Raw genomic sequence first — 16,959 nt, 5'->3', positions numbered from 1 at the left:
TATCGGTTGGATTCAGGGGAAGGTGAACATGACCGTTTAGCGGAGGTGAAGCGGTTCGCTTTTTATTTGATTTGTGCGATGTATTCTTATACTTTTGCACTTGTTACTGCTGGAGTTTTGATATTTCGTAGAAGTATGGATTTTGATACTCAGATAATGGTGGCCGTGGGTATAAGTACCGGCGTTATCTTTCTGTTTTTTATGTATTTTGGTGTCATCAGAAAGCGAATGATCGTTATTCCCATTCTCAGGGTGTGGACGATCGGCTTTCTTACGTTGCAATGTTTGGTCTTTGTGGTCGCACTTGCGGTCTGGTTGCACTACGGGGTGCACAATCCGGCGCTTGCAGGGGCAGACAGCGCGATGGCGGCGGGACTTTCGTTGATCGGCCTGTTTTTCGGAGTGTTCGGCCTGGTGCGTGGCATAAGGCATCGGTGGTTCGAGGCTGTGCTGCTGCCGCGGTAGCGGGGCGGCTTCATGGGTATTGCGGCTACTGCGGGACGATGGGCGCATCGTGCAGGGCATGGTTAAAGGGCCGGTACGGCCCGCGCCGCTTCTCATATGCCGCGGCAGGTTGGGTCGAGTTACCAAGCTGCCCGGTTCGGTGGGATTCATAATAGTCCGGGTGAGGCTAAATTGAAGATTAAGAGCATGTTTCCGATCACGTTGTATCTGATTGGCGGAACCCATGCCAAGCGGGTAAAGGGTAAGAAATGAAAAACTTTCGATTCGAACCAAGGGTACGTGATGATGATCGTTTTGCTGAAGGGAAGCGTTTCGGGTTTTATTTGATTTGTGCGATGAATTCTTATGGTTTCGCACTCGTTACTGCTGGAGTTTTGATATTTCGTAGAAGTATAGACTTTGATATGAATTTAATCGTGGCCGTGGGCATAAGTCTCGGCGTTATCTTTCTGTTTTTTATGTATTTTGGTGTCATCAGAAAGCGAATGATCGTTATTCCCATTCTCAGGGTGTGGACGATCGGCTTTCTTACGTTGCAATGTTTGGTTCTTGTGGTCGCACTTGCGGTCTGGTTGCACTACGGGGTGCACAATCCGGCGCTTGCAGGGGCAGACAGCGCGATGGCGGCGGGACTTTCGTTGATCGGCCTGTTTTTCGGAGTGTTCGGCCTGGTGCGTGGCATAAGGCATCGGTGGTTCGAGGCTTTGCTGCTGCCGCGGTAGCGGAGCGGCTTCATGGGCATTGCGGCTACTGCGGGACGATGGGCGCATAGTGCAGGGGCATGGTTAGCGGCCGGTACGGCCCGCGCCGCTTCTCATATGCCGCGGCAGGTGGGGTCGAGTTACCAAGCTGCCCGGTTCGGTGGGATTCATAATAGTCCGGCTGAGGCTAAATTGAAGATTAAGAGCATGTTTCCGATCACGTTGCATCTGATAGGAGGAACTCATGCCAAGCGGGTGAAAGGCAAGAGATGATAAATTATCGGTTGGATTCAGGGGAAGGTGAATATGACCGTTTAGCGGAGGTGAAGCGGTTCGCTTTTTATTTGATTTGTGCGATGTTTTCCTACGTCTTCACTCTGGTGACGTCCGGCGTATTGATCCGACGTGGAAGTATAGAGTTCGACATGGATTTGATCATAATCGCAAGCTTAAGTGGCGGACTATTCGTTGGTTTGTTTACATACTTTAGTGCCATAAGAAAACAAGTTATTGTTATTCAAATTCTTAAGCTTTGGACGATTGTTTTTTTGGTATTGCAGTTTTTGACCTTTATTATTGCCTTGGTAGTCTGGCTGCATTATGGGGTTCACAATCCGGCACTTGGAGCGGCAGACAGTTTTTTAGCGGCGGGTCTTTCATTGATCGGCCTATTTTTTGGGGTGTTCGGTCTGGTGCGTGGCATGAGGCATCGGTGGTTTGAGGCTGTGCTGCTGCCGCGGTAGCGGGGCGGCCTGATGATCGAGCGTTTTTTGGTTCTTTTTTGCAAAAGAGAACAGGGTTCCTGGCTTTCCAAGCGTCAATTGGCGGGTCAGTCGGCGGCGGCCTGAATCGGGTTGATGGCTTCGTCGTGCCAGGCGCTGTCGCCGGTCAGGCGGAGGCGGCGGGTGTGGTATTTCACGATGGTGGAGCGGTGGCCGACGCTGATGATGGTGGCGCGGGGCAGGGCGGTGGTGAGGGTTTGGTACATCAGGGCTTCGTAGTCTTCATCAAGGGCGGAGGTGGCTTCATCGAGAATGATGACGTCGGGTTCGAGCAGGATGCAGCGGGCGAAGGCGATGCGTTGTTGTTCGCCGGGGGAGAGTTCGCGGTCCCAGGGTTCGGCGGTGTCCAGTTTGGTAGCGAGGCGGCCGAGGCCGACGCTGGTCAGCACGGCGGCGACGCGGGTGGGGTCGAGCGGTTGGTTGTAGGGGAAGGTGAGGCTCTGGATCAGGGCGCCGTTGGGCAGGTAGGGGCGTTGCGGGATGAACAGCACACGCCCGGCAGGGGTGCGGACGCTGCCCGCGCCGAACGGCCAGATGCCGGCGATGGCACGGATGAGCGTGCTTTTGCCTGAGCCGGTCGGGCCGCTGATCAGCACGCGGTCGCCGGGGGCGACGTGGAGGTTGAGGTTGGCGATCAGGCAGCGATTGTCGGGCACGGTCAGCGAGAGATTGTCGATATCGAGGGCGCTGGTGGGGTTTGCTGCATATTCGATCTGGGGCGCGGCGGCGTCGGTTTCATGGTGGCGGAGGCTGACTTCGAGCGTGTAGAGACGATCGATCACGGCGCGCCATTCGGTGATCGACAGATACCCCGATCCGAGCGTGCTGAAATTGTTGATGATGAAGGCGAAGGCCTGCTGCGTCTGGTTGAAGGCGCCGAAGGTCTGCGACACGGTGCCGATGAGGATGCGTTTGGCGAGGTAGGAGGGCAGCACCAGCAGGAACGGCAGAATGCCCGATGCGCCGGAGTAGGAAAACGAAAACAGATTGACCATGATGGTCCGCCGGATTCGTTGATAGAAGATATCGACGACCGGTGCGAAACGCGAGGTCAGGCGGGCGGATTCGGCGCTGCCGGAATGGGCGGTGGCGATGGTTTCGGAATTATCGCGGACTCGGATGAGTTCGAAGCGGAAGTCGCCGACGGCGCGCTGCTGGATGTTGTTGAGAAAGAACAGGGGACGGCCGATCAGCAGCATCAGATACGTACCGCCGAAGGCGTATACCAGATTGAACCAGAACAGCATGCCGGGGATGTAGACGCCGAACATGCGGAGATTGCGCGACAGTCCCCAGAGCATGAAGCCGAACGAGACGATGGTGACCGCCGATTGCAGCGCGTTGATCGGCAGGTTGACGGTCTGGCCTGAGAAAAAATCGACGTCGTCGGAAATACGCTGGTCGGGGTTGTCGACCTTCGTGGCATCGATCTGCATGCGGTAATGGGTTTGATTGCGCATCCAACGGCCGAGCAGGTGATTGGTGAGCCAGCCGCGCCATTCGATTTGCAGTTTCTGGATCGTGTATTGCTGCACGGTGCTGATCAGGGTGATGACGGCGACGATGCCGAAGAACAGGAAGCCGAGAAACCAGAGGCGGTTGACGTCGTATTTCTGCATCGCGTTGTAGAAACTGCCGTTCCAGACGACGATGGCGTAGTTCGCTGCTACGACCAGCAGTGTCAGGACGACGTTGACGATCGCCAGAAACCAGGCGGTTTTTTTGCGCTCGGAGCGAAAAAACGGTCCGACCAGATAGCGGAGCCTGTAGAAAAATCCGGTGCGGGCAAGGTCAGCGTCCATCAATCTCTCCTAGAAGCATCGGCATTGGCCGTGGCGGGCGTCCCTGATTCGTAAAAGTTTTTTGGTTCTTTTTTTCAAAAAAGAACGCCTTACTTCTTCACCTACGCGTCGATCTGCATAGCCCCCGACTGCCGGCGCCAGAGATTCGCATAAATCCCGCCGCGCGCAAGCAGTTCCTCGTGTTTGCCTTGTTCGACGATGCGGCCGGCGTCGAGGATGATCAGGCGGTCCATGCGTGCGATGGTCGAGAGGCGGTGGGCGATGGCGATGACGGTGCGGCCTTCCATCAAGCCGGCCAGTTGTTCCTGGATGGCGGCCTCGACTTCGGAATCGAGCGCCGAGGTCGCTTCGTCCAGCACCAGGATGGGTGCGTCCTTGAGGATGACGCGGGCGATGGCGATGCGCTGGCGCTGGCCGCCGGACAGTTTGACGCCGCGTTCACCGACATGGGCATCGAAGCCGCGCCGACCATCCCAGTCTTCGAGTTCCTCGATGAAGTCGAGCGCGTGTGCTTCGCGGGCGGCGTCGAGCACGTCCTGCATGGTCGCTTCGGGGCGGCCATAGCGGATGTTTTCGGCGATCGAGCGGTGCAGCAACGAGGTATCCTGCGTCACCATGCCGATGGCACCGCGCAGCGATTCCTGGGTGAGGGATTTGATATCCTGGCCATCGATGGTGATGCGGCCTGTGGCGGGGTCGTGGAAGCGGAGCAGCAGGTTGACCAGGGTGGATTTGCCGGCGCCGGAGCGGCCGATCAGGCCGACGCGTTCGCCGGGCTGGATATCGAGCGAGAGATCGTGCAGCACACCACCCCGCGCGCCTTTTTCACGGATGCGGCCGTAGTCGAAGCTGACGTGCTCGAACCTGATCAGGCCCCGGTGGAATTTGAAGGGGATGGCGTCGGGCGCGTCGCCTATCTGGCGGGGCTGGGCGATCGAGCGCATGCCGTCCTGCACGACGCCGAGATTTTCGAAGATGGTGGAGATGCTCATGGAAATCCAGCCCGAGAAATTCGCCATGTTCCAGGCCATCGGCAGGGCGGTGGCGACGGCGGCGAGGCCGATCCTGCCGTGGACCCAGAGCGCGATGGCGACGGTGCCGGTGCCGGCCACCATCAGCGCGTTCAGCACGGTGAGCGAGAAGATCCAGCCGGTGACCATGCGGGTCTGGCGGCGGAAGATATGTGTGTGGTTATCGACGGTTTCCTGCACGAAGGAATCTTCGTCCGACGAGCGGGCGAACAGTTTGACGGTCAGGATGTTGGTGTAACTGTCGACGATGCGGCCGGTCAGGGCCGAGCGTGCCTCGGACACGCCGCGCGAGCGTTCGCGCAGGCGGGGCACGGTGAAGGTCATGAGACCTGCGTATGCGATCAGCCAGGCCAGGATAGGCAGGCCGAGCCGCCAGTCGGCGTGACTGAGCAGCAGGATGGCGGCGGTGCCGTAAACGATGAAGTACCAGACCGCGTTGGTGGCCATCACCATCGATTCCCGCAGCGCCGGGCCTGTCTGCATGACGCGGTTGGCAATGCGGCCGGCGAAATCGTTCTGAAAGAAACTCCAGCTCTGGCGCACCAGATGAAAATGGTTCTGCCAGCGGATCAGATTGGTCAGGCCGGGGTTGATCGCCTGATTGGTGAACAGATCCTGCATCAGCCGCACGGTCGGGCGGAGGATCAGCACGACGAAGCCCATCAGCGCAAGGATGCGCCAGTGAAGCGCCAGCAGGGTCTGCGGCTTGGTGTGCGACAGAATGCTGGTGATCTGGCCGATGAACAGCGGCAGCGTCAGATCGAGGCCGGCCACCATGATGCCCGAGACAAACAGCCCGACGATCAGCCAGGGCGCCTGACGAAGGAAATGCAGATAGAACCGGCCGAGCGCGCGGGGTTCGCCCAGCACGGGCATGGGGCGATGCGGCGGGCGCGCCGTCGGGTCGAGCAGGTGTTCGAAAAATGAAAACATCGGGGTTGATCGCTGCCGCGGCCGGGTAGCGTCAAGCAAAAAGTGAGGATTGGAGCAGCCGTTATTTTCTGTCTTTCAGCGGCTTGCGGATGGTTGTTTGGATGGTTTCCCGCCTTGCGCCGGTCATAAAATACCGCCTTGGTCGGCGCTGTCGCAATTTCGTGATCGGGTCACGTGGGTTTGGCTTGAACTGACGGGCGCGGATGCCAACGCTAAGCAGGGCTGGAGGCGACCGGTTTTCGTCCCATTCATTCATAATGAATGTATGCAAACCCTGTCTTGCCGAGGTCTCCGGCGCACCGTAAGAGATTTCCCAACAGGAGGATCACCATGGCCAGCACCAGCGATCACGCCAGCAACGAGCTTGCGCTCGCCCGTCAGAAAGAGGTGCTCGCGCGCCCGATGACGGAGACGCGGATGTTGGCCAATGCCGTGCGCGCCCTGTCGATCGATGGGGTCGAGGCCGCCAAGAACGGCCATCCCGGAATGCCGCTCGGCATGGCGGATGTGGCGGCGGTGCTGTGGACCAAATTCATGAAATACGATGCGGCGGACCCGCATTGGGCGGATCGCGACCGGTTCATCCTTTCGGCGGGCCATGGCTCGATGCTGCTGTACAGCCTGCTGCATCTGACCGGCTATGAGAATATGTCGATCGATGATCTCAAGGCGTTCCGCACGCTGGGATCGACCACGGCGGGACACCCCGAGCGCCACGAGCATCCGGCGATCGAAATGACGACCGGGCCCCTGGGGCAGGGGATTTCCACCGCGACGGGTTTTGCGCTGGCCGAGAGAATGCTGGCGGCGCGGTTCGGCAAATCGCTGGTGGATCACCGGACCTGGGTGATCGCCTCGGACGGCGACATGATGGAGGGCGTTTCGCACGAGGCCTGCGCGATCGCCGGGCATCTGGCGCTCAACAAGCTGACCGTGCTGTATGACGATAATTCGATTTCGATCGACGGCGGCACCGAGATCGCGATGACCGATGACGTGGTCAGGCGCTTCATCGGATACGGTTGGGCGGCGCGGCGGATCGACGGGCATGACCCCGCCGCGATCGAGGATGCGATCAAATGGGCGATGCGCAGCCGCAAGCCGACCCTGATCGCCTGCAAGACCATCATCGGGTTCGGCGCGCCGCATAAGGCGGGCACGTCGGGCACCCATGGCTCGCCGCTCGGCACCGAAGAAGCCGCCGCCGCCAAGGCAATGCTCGGCTGGACCGCGCCGCCGTTCACCGTGCCCGAGGATATTCTGACGCCGTGGCGCGCGGCGGGCGCCAAGGGTGCGGCGCCGCGGCGCGCGTGGTTGAAGCGGATGGCGAGCAGCAACCGGCGCGCCGAGTTCGATGCCGCGATGGCCAGCGAGCTGCCGGCGGCCTACGCCCGCGCGATGGATGAGCTGCGCGCCAGGATCGCGGAGACCAAACCGAATGTCGCGACGCGGCAGGCCAGCCAGATGGCGCTCGAGGCGATCGTGCCGGTGGTGCCGGAGATGGTCGGCGGTTCGGCCGATCTGACGCCGTCGAACAACACGTTCGTCAAATCGATGGGCACCTGCCTGCCGGGCGACTACACGGGCCGCTACATCCATTTCGGGGTGCGCGAGCATGGCATGGGTGCCACGCTGAACGGGCTGGCGCTGCATGGCGGCCTGATTCCGTATGGTGGCACGTTCTTCGTGTTTAGCGATTACTGCCGCCCGGCGATCCGGCTGGCGGCGATTTCGAAGGCGCGCTCCATTTTCGTGCTGACGCACGACAGCATCGGCCTCGGCGCCGATGGGCCGACGCACCAGCCGATCGAGCATCTGGCGTCGTTCCGCGCGATGCCGAACGTGCTGGTGCTGCGCCCGGGCGATGCGATGGAGACCGCCGAATGCTGGGACATCGCGATGCACCACAAGGATGGGCCGGTGCTGCTGGTGCTGAGCCGCCAGGCGATGCCGGCGCTGCCGCGCGACCATGGCGCGGAGAATCTATCGGCACGGGGCGGCTATATCGTCAAGGGCGCGACCGGGGCGCGGCGCGCCACACTGATCGCCACCGGATCGGAAGTGTCGATCGCGATCAAGGCGCAGGCGATGCTGGCGGGCGAGGGGATCGGGGTCGCGGTTGCCTCGGTGCCGAGTTTCGAATTGCTGGCGCGCCAGGATCATGGCTACCGGATGGAGGTACTGGGCGAGGCACCGCGCATCGGCATCGAGGCGGCGAGCGGCTTCGGCTGGGAGCGGCTGCTGGGGGACAGCGGCACGTTCATCGGCATGCACGGGTTTGGCGCGAGTGCGCCGGAGGCCGATCTGTACAAGCATTTCGGCATCACGCCGGAAGCGGCGGTTGCCGCCGTCAAGGCGAAACTGTAACGGGATATCTGGGTTTTTAACGGAGGCTTAACGAATGGCTGTCAAAGTCGCGATCAATGGTTTTGGTCGCATCGGTCGGTTGCTGCTGCGCGCGATGATCGAAAGCGGGCGGACCGACATCGAATGCGTGTTGATCAACGATCTGGGCAGCGTCGAGGACAACGCGCATCTGTTGCGCTATGATTCGGTACACGGCCGGTTCCCCGGCCAGGTCGAGGTCAAGGGCGACAGTCTGGTGATTTCCCACGCCGGGCGGACCTATGCACCGATCCGGGTTTCAGCCGAGCGCGATCCGTCGAAAGTGCCGCTGCAGGGCGTCGATGTCGCGATGGAGTGCACCGGGTTGTTCACCAAGCGCGACGCGGCGGCCAGGCTGATCGAGGCGGGCGCGCGCAAGGTGCTGGTCTCGGCCCCGGCGGATGGGGTGGATGCCACCATCGTCTACGGCGTCAATCACCAGTCGCTGACCAAGGACATGACGATCATTTCCAACGCGTCCTGCACTACCAACTGCCTGGCGCCGATGGCGATGGTGCTGCACGAGGCGTTCGGCATCGAACGCGGGTATATGGTAACGATCCATTCTTACACCGGCGATCAGAAGACGGTGGATACGCTGCACAAGGACCGCCATCGGGCGCGGGCGGCCGCGCTGTCGATGATCCCGACCTCGACCGGGGCGGCCAAGGCGGTCGGGCTGGTGCTGCCGGAGCTGGCGGGCAAGCTGGACGGTACCGCCATCCGCGTGCCGACGCCGAACGTGTCGCTCGTCTCGCTCGATGTGAATTTGAAGAAACACGCGAGCAAGGACGAGATCAACGCGGCGATGAAGGCGGCGAGCGAGGGCAAGCTCAAGGGCATTCTCGACTATTCGACCGCGGCGCTGGTGAGTTCGGATTTCAACCACGTCGCGTTCTCGTGCAGCTTCGATGCGCCGCAGACCACCGTGGTCGATCATGCGCTGGCGCGCGTGATGGGCTGGTACGACAACGAATGGGGGTTCTCGAATCGCATGAGCGATACCGCGGCGCTGTTCGGGTCGCTGTAATGGCGTACCGGACGCTCGACGGGGTGGCGGTTGCGGGCAAGCGCGTGCTGCTGCGCGCGGATCTGAACGTGCCGTTGCGCGATGGCAGAATTACCGATCTGACCAGGTTGGAACGCCTCTCGCCCACCATCGTCGAGTTGTCCGGCAAGGGTGCCAAGGTCATCGTGCTGTCGCATTTCGATCGGCCGCAGGGCAAGCGGGTGGAGAGCATGTCGCTCCGTCCGGTTGCCGCGGCCCTTGGCGAGGTGCTCGGCCGCGCGATCGGCTTCGTGGATGATTGCGTCGGCGAGCCGGTGGCGCGCGCGGTCGCCGCGATGCGCAACGGCGATGTGCTGGTGCTGGAAAACACCCGTTTCTACGCCGGCGAGGAGGCGAATGATGTCGCGCTCGCCACGCTGATCGCGACGCATGGCGAAATGTTCGTCAATGACGCGTTTTCCGCCGCACACCGCGCCCATGCGACGACCGAGGGGATCGCGCGGCTGCTGCCCGCCTATGCCGGCCGGCTGATGCAGGCGGAGCTCGATGCGCTGAACGCGGCGCTGGGCACGCCGGCGCGGCCGGTGGGGGCGATCGTCGGCGGGTCGAAAGTGTCCACCAAGCTCGATCTGCTGACCAATCTGATCACCAAGGTCGATCTGCTGGTGATCGGCGGGGCGATGGCGAACACGTTCCTGGCCGCGCAAGGGGCAGAGCTTGGCAAATCCTTGCAGGAACCCGCGCTGCACCAGACGGCGCGCGACATCATGGCGGCGGCGGCGGCGCATGATTGCCAGATCCTGCTGCCGGTCGATTTCGTGGTGAGCGAAACCTTCGCGGCCAATCCGGCGACCCAGGTGGTCCCGGCCCAGGCGGTGCCGGCGAATGCCATGGCGCTCGATGTCGGGCCAGCGACCACGGATGCGATCATCCAGGCGATCAAGCGCCTGAAAACGCTGATCTGGAACGGCCCGCTGGGCGCGTTCGAAACGCCGCCGTTCGAGGCCGCGACCATGCGCCTCGCGGCCGCGGTGGCGGCGGCGACCGATTCCGGCATGATTTCGGTGGGCGGCGGCGGCGATACCGTGGCCGCGCTGAAACAGGCCGGGATCATCGAGCGGATGACCTATGTGTCGAGCGCCGGCGGGGCCTTTCTGGAATGGATGGAAGGCAAGGCGCTGCCGGGGGTTGCGGTCCTCACGGCCTGAGGCGTTCGCCGCCGCCTCAGCCGAGGCCGCCGGTTCGGACGATGAAATCGGCGATCTCGGCGACGCCCCGGCCCGCGCGGATATTGGCGAACACGAAGGGGCGTTCGCCGCGCATGCGTTTGGCATCGCGGTCCATCACGCCGAGATCGGCGCCGACCATGGGAGCAAGGTCGATCTTGTTGATCACCAGCAGATCGCTGCGGGTGATGCCGGGGCCGCCCTTGCGGGGGATTTTGTCGCCGGCCGAGACATCGATGACATAGAGCGTGATATCGGCGAGTTCGGGGCTGAAGGTGGCGGCTAGGTTGTCGCCGCCGGATTCGATCAGGATGAGATCAAGGCCCGGAAAGCGGTGCTGCAGATCGGCAACGCCGGCGAGGTTGGCGCTGGCATCCTCGCGGATGGCGGTATGCGGACAGCCGCCGGTTTCGATGCCGAGGATGCGTTCGGGCACCAGCGAGCCGGCGCGGGTGAGGAACTCGGCGTCTTCCTTGGTGTAGATGTCGTTGGTGATCGCCGCGATGTCGAACCGGTCGCGAAAGGCGCGGCACAGCGCGTCCATCAGTGCGGTCTTGCCGGAGCCGACCGGGCCGCCGACGCCTACCCGCAGCGCGGTCTTGGTTTTGTGGTGCAGGGCGGTTTCACTCATGAGCGGAATAACCTCGTGTATTGGGTTTCATGGCGCATCGAGCCAATGTCGGCGGCGATGCAGCAGGCGGCGATATCGTCCAGCTCGGCACCGCGGGTCTGCTCGGCGATGGCGCGGATGATCGGTTCGAGTGCGGCCTGCACGGCAAGGCCGGCGCTCTGGCCGAGCGGGATCAGCCGCACGCCGGCCAAGACCAGAGTGGCGCACCAGGCGTGCAGATAGGCGATGGTGGTCGCCTCCTGATCGGTACCGGTGGCGCCCGCGAGGGCGCCGACCGCAACGGGGTAGGCGATCGGGCCGATGGCTGCCAGAACGGCGGCGAGGTCGGGGGGCAGCCAGGGTTTCGCGGCGGCGACGAAGGCGGTGCCCTGGTTGAGCGTTTCGGCGGCGAGTTCGCGGGTGGGCGCGCAGGCAGCGGCGAAGGCGGCGATGCGCGGCAGATCATCGGCGCGATAGGCGTGGCGGAGCAGGATGGCATCGGTGCGGCCGGCACCGTAGCGTAGCAGAGCGCCGATCCACTCGCGCAGCATCGCGCCGTCGGTGACATCCCTGGCTTCCACCGCGTATTCCAGCCCGTGCGAATAGGCGAAGCCGCCGGTCGGGAAGGCGGGTGAGAGCCAGGTGAGCAGATGCAGCAGATCGTCAGCCATGATCGTGCGCATAGGCGCCGGATTCCGGGTCGAACGCGGCCTCGCTGTGCGTGATGGTGCCGCCGAGGCCGGTGACCATGGCTTCGATCACGTGATCGGACCGGATCAGCAGGGCGGTGCCACGGAACGCGACATCGAGATGGCGGTTGCCGAGATGCCAGGCGAGACGGACCAGCAGATCAGGATCGCCGGTGATTTCGGCGAGCGGTTCGGTCGCCGCAATGACGCGGACGATGCCGTCGTCGCCGCAATCGAGCCCGTCGCCGTCGCGGAGATGCGTAGTCTCGGCAAGGTCGAGCAGGAGATCGGCCCCGCCATCGGTGCGCAGGCGGATGCGCCGGCGGTGACGATGGTGATAGTCGAGCGTGATGGTGTCGGCTGGCTGCCAGTCGCCCTGTGGTCGAACCGCGGTGGCGCGCATCAGAACAGGAAGTAGCGCTGGGTCATCGGCAGGGTGGCGGCCGGTTCGCAGGTGAGGATTTCGCCATCGGCGCGGACTTCGTAGGTTTCGGGGTCGACCTCGATATGCGGGGTGGCATTGTTATGAATCATGTCGCGCTTGCCAATGCCGCCGCGCGTGTTGACGACGGGGCGGATCATCCGCGCGAGGTTCAGGCGCTGGGCGATGCCATCGTCGATCGCGGCTTGCGAAACAAAGGTGATGCATGTGGCGCCGATCGCGCGGCCGAACGCACCGAACATCGGGCGCGCGTGGACCGGTTGCGGGGTCGGGATCGAGGCGTTGGGGTCGCCCATCATCGCAAAAGCGATGCTGCCGCCCTTGACGATCAGATCGGGTTTTACCCCGAAAAACGCCGGGGTCCAGACCACCAGATCGGCCAGTTTGCCCACCTCCACCGAGCCGATCTCGCGCGACAACCCGTGCGCGATGGCCGGATTGATGGTGTATTTCGCGACATAGCGCTTGATCCGCGCGTTATCGGCCGCGCCATCGCCCGCGAGCGCCCCGCGCTGGGTCTTCATCTTGTGCGCGGTCTGCCAGGTGCGGGTGATCACCTCGCCGATCCTGCCCATCGCCTGACTGTCCGACGACATCATCGAAAGCGCGCCGAGATCGTGCAGAATATCCTCGGCGGCGATGGTCTCCTTGCGGATGCGGCTTTCAGCAAAGGCGAGATCCTCGGGGATCGACGGATCGAGGTGATGACACACCATCAGCATGTCGAGATGCTCGTCGATCGTGTTGATCGTGTAGGGGCGGGTCGGGTTGGTCGAACTCGGCAACACGTTAGGCAGGCCGGCGACCTTGATGATATCCGGCGCATGGCCGCCGCCGGCACCCTCGGTATGGAAGGCGTGGATGGTGCGGCCCTTGAAGGCCGCAATGGTGTCCTCGACGAAGCCGCTTTCGTTCAGCGTGTCCGAATGGATCATCACCTGCACGTCGAACGCATCGGCCACCGAAAGGCAGGTGTCGATCGCGGCGGGGGTGGTGCCCCAGTCTTCGTGCAGTTTCAGCGCGCAGGCACCGGCGCGGATCATTTCCTCCAACGCCGCCGGGCGCGAGGCGTTGCCCTTGCCGGCGAAGCCGAGATTGACCGGCAGACCCTCGGCCGCTTCCAGCATCCGCGCCAGATGAAACGGGCCCGGTGTGCAGGTGGTCGCCGCCGTGCCGGTCGCGGGTCCGGTGCCGCCGCCGAGCATGGTGGTGATGCCCGACGCGATGGCTTCCTCGACCTGCTGGGGGCAGATGAAATGAATATGCGCATCGATGCCGCCGGCGGTGATGATCTTGCCCTCACCGGCAATGATCTCGGTCCCCGGACCGATGACGATGGTGACACCGGGCTGGATGTCCGGGTTGCCGGCCTTGCCGACACCGCTGATCCGGCCCTGGGTGATGCCGATATCGGCCTTCACGATGCCCCAATGGTCGATGATCAGCGCATTGGTGATCACGGTATCCGCCGCCCCCTCGGCCTGGCTGCGCTGGGACTGGCCCATGCCGTCGCGGATGACCTTACCGCCGCCGAATTTCACCTCCTCGCCGTAGATGGTGAAATCGCGTTCCACCTCCGCGAAAAGCTCGGTATCGGCGAGGCGGATGCGATCGCCGGTGGTCGGGCCGAACATGTCGGCATAGGCGGTGCGGGAAAGCCTCGCCATTACAGCGCCCCCATGGTCAGGCCGCGCAACCCGTAGACGATGCGATCGCCGCGCAACGGCACGAGGACGACATCGCGCGTCTGGCCGGGTTCGAAGCGGATGGCGGTGCCGGCCGGGATATCGAGCCGATGGCCGTGCGCTTTGGTGCGATCGAACCGCAGGGCGGCGTTGGTTTCGGCAAAATGATAGTGGCTGCCGACCTGGATCGGCCGGTCGCCGGTGTTCGCGATGGTCAATGTCAGGGTGGCAAGGCCGGCGTTCAGCTCGATATCGCCCTCGGCACACATGATTTCACCCGGAGTCATCGCACTGTTCCCTTCATCGGATCGGATCGTGCACGGTCACCAGCTTGGTCCCGTCCGGAAACGTCGCTTCGACCTGAACATCCGGTATCATCTCGGCGATGCCCCCCATCACCTGTTCGCGGGTGAGGACATGGGCACCCTGTTCCATCAGTGCGGCGACGCTCATTCCATCCCGCGCGCCTTCGACCACGAAATCAGTGATCAGGGCGATGGCTTCGGGGTAGTTGAGCTTGACGCCGCGTTCGAGCCGGCGGCGCGCGACGATGGCGGCCATGGCGATGAGGAGTTTGTCTTTTTCGCGAGGGGAAAGATTCATGATGCCGGCTCATGGCGTGCAAGTTGGAACAGCAGATGGGTGCGTACGGTCGGCCATTCCGGCGCGATGATGCTGTACACACACGTATCGCGCAGATTGCCGTCCTTGTCGCGCTGATGATGGCGCAGGACGCCATCGAGCTTGGCACCCAGCCGTTCGATCGCGCGGCGGCTCTGGTGGTTGAAGAAATGGGTGCGGAACTCGACCGCGATGCAGTGCAGCGTCTCGAACGCGTGGCCGAGCAGGAGGCGTTTGGCTTCGGTGTTCAGCGGGGTTTTCTGCACGCGTCCGGCATACCAGGTCGAGCCGATCTCGACCCGCCGGTGCACCGCATCGATGTTCATATAGGTGGTCATGCCGACGATTTTGCCCGATGCGTCGAACACCGTGAAGGGCAGCATCGAGCCGGCCTCCTGCAAGGCGAGGCGGCGGTGGATTTCGGTTGCCATGGAATCGGGTGCCGGGATTGCGGTGTACCACAGGCGCCACAGGCTGCCGTCCTGCACCGCTGCGATCAGCCCCTCGGTATGGGCGATGCTCAGCGGTTCCAGCCGGACGTGCTCGCCGGTGAGCGTGACCGCGCGGAACGCCCCTGCGGGTGGCGGTGCATTCAGATCCATCAACATCCCCATACCCGTGGCATCGGCCGGTCCTGACGCAGGACCGACAAGACGCGCAGCGAGGCGACCCGCAGCGCCGCGCCAGTTTGAGCCAGAAGCCGCACCAGAAGCAAGCCGTTCCAGGCGCTGACCCCGGCTGTGACGCCAGGATTGCGGCCGGAAAGCGCATCGCGCACCGCATCGAGAAAACTGGCGGCATCGGGGGATGCGAGCAGGATGGTGGCGATCGCGCTTGCCCCGCCGAACATCGCGCGATGCGTCTGCGCTGCGGCGAACTCACGCGGCGGCCTCAGCTTGTCACGGAACACCAGCGCGTCGTCGCGGTGGAGTTCCACCGTGTCGGTCAGGTCGAGCGCCGCGATGGTTTCGCCCATCGCGGCGCGACCGAAAATCAGGGATTCGATGCCGAGGTAGCGCGCCGAGCCGGCCAGATCGATCCGCAGGCTTCGGTTGAGGCCAGCGTTGTCGAACAGAATGGTTTCCTGCGGCAGATATTCGAGTGTTGCGGCAGCGCCGATGGCGATGCGCGTGGTGATGCGCGACGGCAGGTCGCCGATGCCGGCACGGTAGATACGCTCGGCACCCTGGCTGCTGAGCGTGAGCGCGGTGCGCGGTGCGGCGGTGATATCGATCCGGTTGACATCGCCGCCCGCGATGCCGCCGCCGGTGTTGAGCAGGATGGCGGTGGTTGCGGTGTCGGGTTCGGAACGAACCACCCTCAGGCGCAGTGGGCCCGATTGGTGCAAGCGGTCCAGTACCGTCGTTTGATCGCGCAGGCGAACGCTCAATCTGATGTGACCGACTGCGCGCTGGGCGCACGACTGGCGAACGAAAAACCTATCGGGCACGGAACCGACAATGAGGGAACGATCGGCACTGCCATTGGAGCACTTCAATTGGTGCGTTTCATTGGGGGGTCTGGAGGATTAAATCGATCTGATCGAGCTGCGTTCCCGGAAGACCGTAGGCGAGAACCACCTGTGCGTCTGGCGATTTTGTCGCGCCGCCGAACGCCACTGGCCAATAGATCTGGGTGCCACCGTGGGGCCCTGCGATGATTTTTCTCGGACGGCCCAGTCGAGGGTTCGCCGAGAGTGCTTGCTGCAGACCCGGTCCGGATGCGCCCAGCACAGAGACGCCACAGACTGTGATGTTCGATGCGCCGTTCCGCGACGGACCGCTGATGACGCTCAGAAGCAAAGGTGCTGCTTTTGGCATGATCGGAACAAGCCATTCTTTCTGATGCGCCCCAGCGCCGATCATGCGGTTTTGAAACACCTGATAGCCGGCGCTCGATGCAGCCCGATCGACCGATGCAAAGGTCGGCGGCGCTTGCAGGCAGGATTTCCCGAACAAGGCACCGGCGAAACGGGAGCGGCCGGACGATGGCGCAGCGCTGGCGGTCGGCAGGATCACCGCAGCGCCTGTCAGTACGATTGCGCTCAGAACTGCCCGTCGTGCCGAAGCACGCATATCATGATTTTCCTTGGCGAAGTAACGCGGTCTCATATCATGGTTGATGGCCCGGCCAAACCGGGCGGATTGATCGCGCTCAGTGGCCGATCATCCATGGGCGCTTGCCGGGGAAGGATTTCTTGACATTGGCATTGGGCACGACCGGCTTGCAGCAGCCGCAACTGGCCGGGTGCTTGCCGGTGCGGCGCGAGGTTTCCGGCGCGTTGGCGCTGCGCTCGTTGGTGGCGAAGGCGCGTCGCTGCGCTGCGCCCATGATCGCGAGCATAGGCACCGAGAGCAAGGCGCGCGGCGCGGCATCGCCGCAATCGGGGCAGGGCTGCGGCTGATCGAACTGGGCGATCGGGGCGATGGTTTCGAAACCGCCGCAGGTGGGGCATTCGTATTCGTAGACCGGCATTTCGGCTCCGTGGGCTGGGGGCAGGAAAGATAATCAAGCACTTCTTTTTTGTAAAAAAGAAGCAAAAAACTTTTTTGATCTGGGGCACGGGCGGTTGAGTTGG

The 16,959-nt window shown here is 63.0% G+C and carries 18 protein-coding genes; 6 read left to right on the top strand and 12 right to left on the bottom strand.

Annotated features, from left to right (window positions below; all coding sequences use genetic code 11):
* Positions 1-135: 135 nt before the first annotated feature.
* From AruPA_RS02035 to AruPA_RS02025, 3 genes are all read left to right on the top strand, one after another.
* Positions 136-465, top strand: coding sequence for a hypothetical protein (locus AruPA_RS02035; protein ID WP_265634619.1), 330 nt, complete (start codon positions 136-138; stop codon positions 463-465).
* Positions 466-713: 248 nt separating this feature from the next.
* Positions 714-1,187, top strand: a complete 474-nt coding sequence (locus tag AruPA_RS02030) for a hypothetical protein (RefSeq protein ID WP_265634617.1) — start codon at positions 714-716, stop codon at positions 1,185-1,187.
* Positions 1,188-1,591: 404 nt separating this feature from the next.
* Complete coding sequence (locus AruPA_RS02025; RefSeq protein ID WP_265634615.1) at positions 1,592-1,909, top strand: hypothetical protein; 318 nt, start codon at positions 1,592-1,594, stop codon at positions 1,907-1,909.
* 86 nt (positions 1,910-1,995) lie between these two features.
* Here the strand turns inward: AruPA_RS02025 and AruPA_RS02020 are convergent, their stop codons facing one another.
* Together AruPA_RS02020 and AruPA_RS02015 are read right to left on the bottom strand one after the other, a co-directional pair.
* Complete coding sequence (locus AruPA_RS02020; protein ID WP_265634614.1) at positions 1,996-3,750, bottom strand: ABC transporter ATP-binding protein/permease; 1,755 nt, start codon at positions 3,748-3,750, stop codon at positions 1,996-1,998.
* Positions 3,751-3,851: 101 nt separating this feature from the next.
* On the bottom strand, positions 3,852-5,714 hold the full coding sequence (locus AruPA_RS02015) for an ABC transporter ATP-binding protein (protein ID WP_265634612.1): 1,863 nt from the start codon (positions 5,712-5,714) through the stop codon (positions 3,852-3,854).
* 330 nt (positions 5,715-6,044) lie between these two features.
* Here AruPA_RS02015 and tkt point away from each other — a divergent pair, with 330 nt between their 5' ends.
* Genes tkt through AruPA_RS02000 form a run of 3 tightly spaced genes read left to right on the top strand, consistent with a single transcriptional unit; the run spans position 6,045 to position 10,316 of the window.
* Positions 6,045-8,081: a transketolase gene (gene tkt, locus AruPA_RS02010; protein ID WP_265634611.1), complete on the top strand. Its 2,037-nt coding sequence runs from the start codon at positions 6,045-6,047 to the stop codon at positions 8,079-8,081.
* Between the two features lie 34 nt (positions 8,082-8,115).
* On the top strand, positions 8,116-9,129 hold the full coding sequence (gene gap, locus AruPA_RS02005; RefSeq protein ID WP_265634610.1) for a type I glyceraldehyde-3-phosphate dehydrogenase: 1,014 nt from the start codon (positions 8,116-8,118) through the stop codon (positions 9,127-9,129).
* Positions 9,129-10,316: a phosphoglycerate kinase gene (locus tag AruPA_RS02000; RefSeq protein ID WP_029312847.1), complete on the top strand. Its 1,188-nt coding sequence runs from the start codon at positions 9,129-9,131 to the stop codon at positions 10,314-10,316. The genes gap and AruPA_RS02000 overlap by 1 nt, the downstream gene beginning before the upstream one ends.
* 16 nt (positions 10,317-10,332) lie before the next feature.
* Here the strand turns inward: AruPA_RS02000 and ureG are convergent, their stop codons facing one another.
* From ureG to AruPA_RS01950, 10 genes are all read right to left on the bottom strand, one after another.
* Complete coding sequence (gene ureG / locus AruPA_RS01995; protein ID WP_051657492.1) at positions 10,333-10,965, bottom strand: urease accessory protein UreG; 633 nt, start codon at positions 10,963-10,965, stop codon at positions 10,333-10,335.
* The gene (locus AruPA_RS01990) at positions 10,962-11,615 is read right to left on the bottom strand and encodes an urease accessory protein UreF (protein WP_211252800.1); all 654 of its coding nucleotides are present in this window, start codon (positions 11,613-11,615) and stop codon (positions 10,962-10,964) included. Before AruPA_RS01990 ends, ureG begins: the two co-directional genes overlap by 4 nt.
* Positions 11,608-12,036, bottom strand: coding sequence for an urease accessory protein UreE (locus AruPA_RS01985; protein ID WP_051657491.1), 429 nt, complete (start codon positions 12,034-12,036; stop codon positions 11,608-11,610). The genes AruPA_RS01990 and AruPA_RS01985 overlap by 8 nt, the downstream gene beginning before the upstream one ends.
* Complete coding sequence (ureC, locus tag AruPA_RS01980) at positions 12,036-13,742, bottom strand: urease subunit alpha (RefSeq protein ID WP_265634605.1); 1,707 nt, start codon at positions 13,740-13,742, stop codon at positions 12,036-12,038. Before ureC ends, AruPA_RS01985 begins: the two co-directional genes overlap by 1 nt.
* Complete coding sequence (locus AruPA_RS01975; RefSeq protein WP_265634603.1) at positions 13,742-14,047, bottom strand: urease subunit beta; 306 nt, start codon at positions 14,045-14,047, stop codon at positions 13,742-13,744. Before AruPA_RS01975 ends, ureC begins: the two co-directional genes overlap by 1 nt.
* Positions 14,048-14,060: 13 nt before the next feature.
* Positions 14,061-14,363, bottom strand: coding sequence for an urease subunit gamma (locus AruPA_RS01970; protein ID WP_029312841.1), 303 nt, complete (start codon positions 14,361-14,363; stop codon positions 14,061-14,063).
* Positions 14,360-14,983, bottom strand: a complete 624-nt coding sequence (locus AruPA_RS01965; protein WP_265634600.1) for a GNAT family N-acetyltransferase — start codon at positions 14,981-14,983, stop codon at positions 14,360-14,362. Before AruPA_RS01965 ends, AruPA_RS01970 begins: the two co-directional genes overlap by 4 nt.
* Positions 14,983-15,699, bottom strand: coding sequence for an urease accessory protein UreD (locus AruPA_RS01960; protein ID WP_265634598.1), 717 nt, complete (start codon positions 15,697-15,699; stop codon positions 14,983-14,985). The genes AruPA_RS01965 and AruPA_RS01960 overlap by 1 nt, the downstream gene beginning before the upstream one ends.
* A gap of 190 nt (positions 15,700-15,889) precedes the next feature.
* Positions 15,890-16,492, bottom strand: coding sequence for a hypothetical protein (locus AruPA_RS01955; RefSeq protein WP_265634596.1), 603 nt, complete (start codon positions 16,490-16,492; stop codon positions 15,890-15,892).
* Positions 16,493-16,535: 43 nt separating this feature from the next.
* The gene (locus AruPA_RS01950; RefSeq protein ID WP_265634595.1) at positions 16,536-16,856 is read right to left on the bottom strand and encodes a zinc ribbon domain-containing protein; all 321 of its coding nucleotides are present in this window, start codon (positions 16,854-16,856) and stop codon (positions 16,536-16,538) included.
* Between the last annotated feature and the right edge of the window lie 103 nt (positions 16,857-16,959).

Origin of the sequence: Acidiphilium sp. PA (genome assembly GCF_026191915.1) — a bacterium.
Classification (GTDB): domain Bacteria; phylum Pseudomonadota; class Alphaproteobacteria; order Acetobacterales; family Acetobacteraceae; genus Acidiphilium.
The sequence above is the reverse complement of the archived record's forward strand: the minus strand, read 5'-3'. Positions and strand labels throughout refer to the sequence as shown.

Coding starts and splice junctions, on each gene's coding strand:
- AruPA_RS02035 (WP_265634619.1), top strand. CDS start 136: ATGGATTTTGATACTCAGATAATGGTGGCCGTGGGTATAAGTACCGGC.
- AruPA_RS02030 (WP_265634617.1), top strand. CDS start 714: ATGAAAAACTTTCGATTCGAACCAAGGGTACGTGATGATGATCGTTTT.
- AruPA_RS02025 (WP_265634615.1), top strand. CDS start 1,592: ATGGATTTGATCATAATCGCAAGCTTAAGTGGCGGACTATTCGTTGGT.
- AruPA_RS02020 (WP_265634614.1), bottom strand. CDS start 3,750: ATGGACGCTGACCTTGCCCGCACCGGATTTTTCTACAGGCTCCGCTAT.
- AruPA_RS02015 (WP_265634612.1), bottom strand. CDS start 5,714: ATGTTTTCATTTTTCGAACACCTGCTCGACCCGACGGCGCGCCCGCCG.
- tkt (WP_265634611.1), top strand. CDS start 6,045: ATGGCCAGCACCAGCGATCACGCCAGCAACGAGCTTGCGCTCGCCCGT.
- gap (WP_265634610.1), top strand. CDS start 8,116: ATGGCTGTCAAAGTCGCGATCAATGGTTTTGGTCGCATCGGTCGGTTG.
- AruPA_RS02000 (WP_029312847.1), top strand. CDS start 9,129: ATGGCGTACCGGACGCTCGACGGGGTGGCGGTTGCGGGCAAGCGCGTG.
- ureG (WP_051657492.1), bottom strand. CDS start 10,965: ATGAGTGAAACCGCCCTGCACCACAAAACCAAGACCGCGCTGCGGGTA.
- AruPA_RS01990 (WP_211252800.1), bottom strand. CDS start 11,615: ATGGCTGACGATCTGCTGCATCTGCTCACCTGGCTCTCACCCGCCTTC.
- AruPA_RS01985 (WP_051657491.1), bottom strand. CDS start 12,036: ATGCGCGCCACCGCGGTTCGACCACAGGGCGACTGGCAGCCAGCCGAC.
- ureC (WP_265634605.1), bottom strand. CDS start 13,742: ATGGCGAGGCTTTCCCGCACCGCCTATGCCGACATGTTCGGCCCGACC.
- AruPA_RS01975 (WP_265634603.1), bottom strand. CDS start 14,047: ATGACTCCGGGTGAAATCATGTGTGCCGAGGGCGATATCGAGCTGAAC.
- AruPA_RS01970 (WP_029312841.1), bottom strand. CDS start 14,363: ATGAATCTTTCCCCTCGCGAAAAAGACAAACTCCTCATCGCCATGGCC.
- AruPA_RS01965 (WP_265634600.1), bottom strand. CDS start 14,983: ATGGATCTGAATGCACCGCCACCCGCAGGGGCGTTCCGCGCGGTCACG.
- AruPA_RS01955 (WP_265634596.1), bottom strand. CDS start 16,492: ATGAGACCGCGTTACTTCGCCAAGGAAAATCATGATATGCGTGCTTCG.
- AruPA_RS01950 (WP_265634595.1), bottom strand. CDS start 16,856: ATGCCGGTCTACGAATACGAATGCCCCACCTGCGGCGGTTTCGAAACC.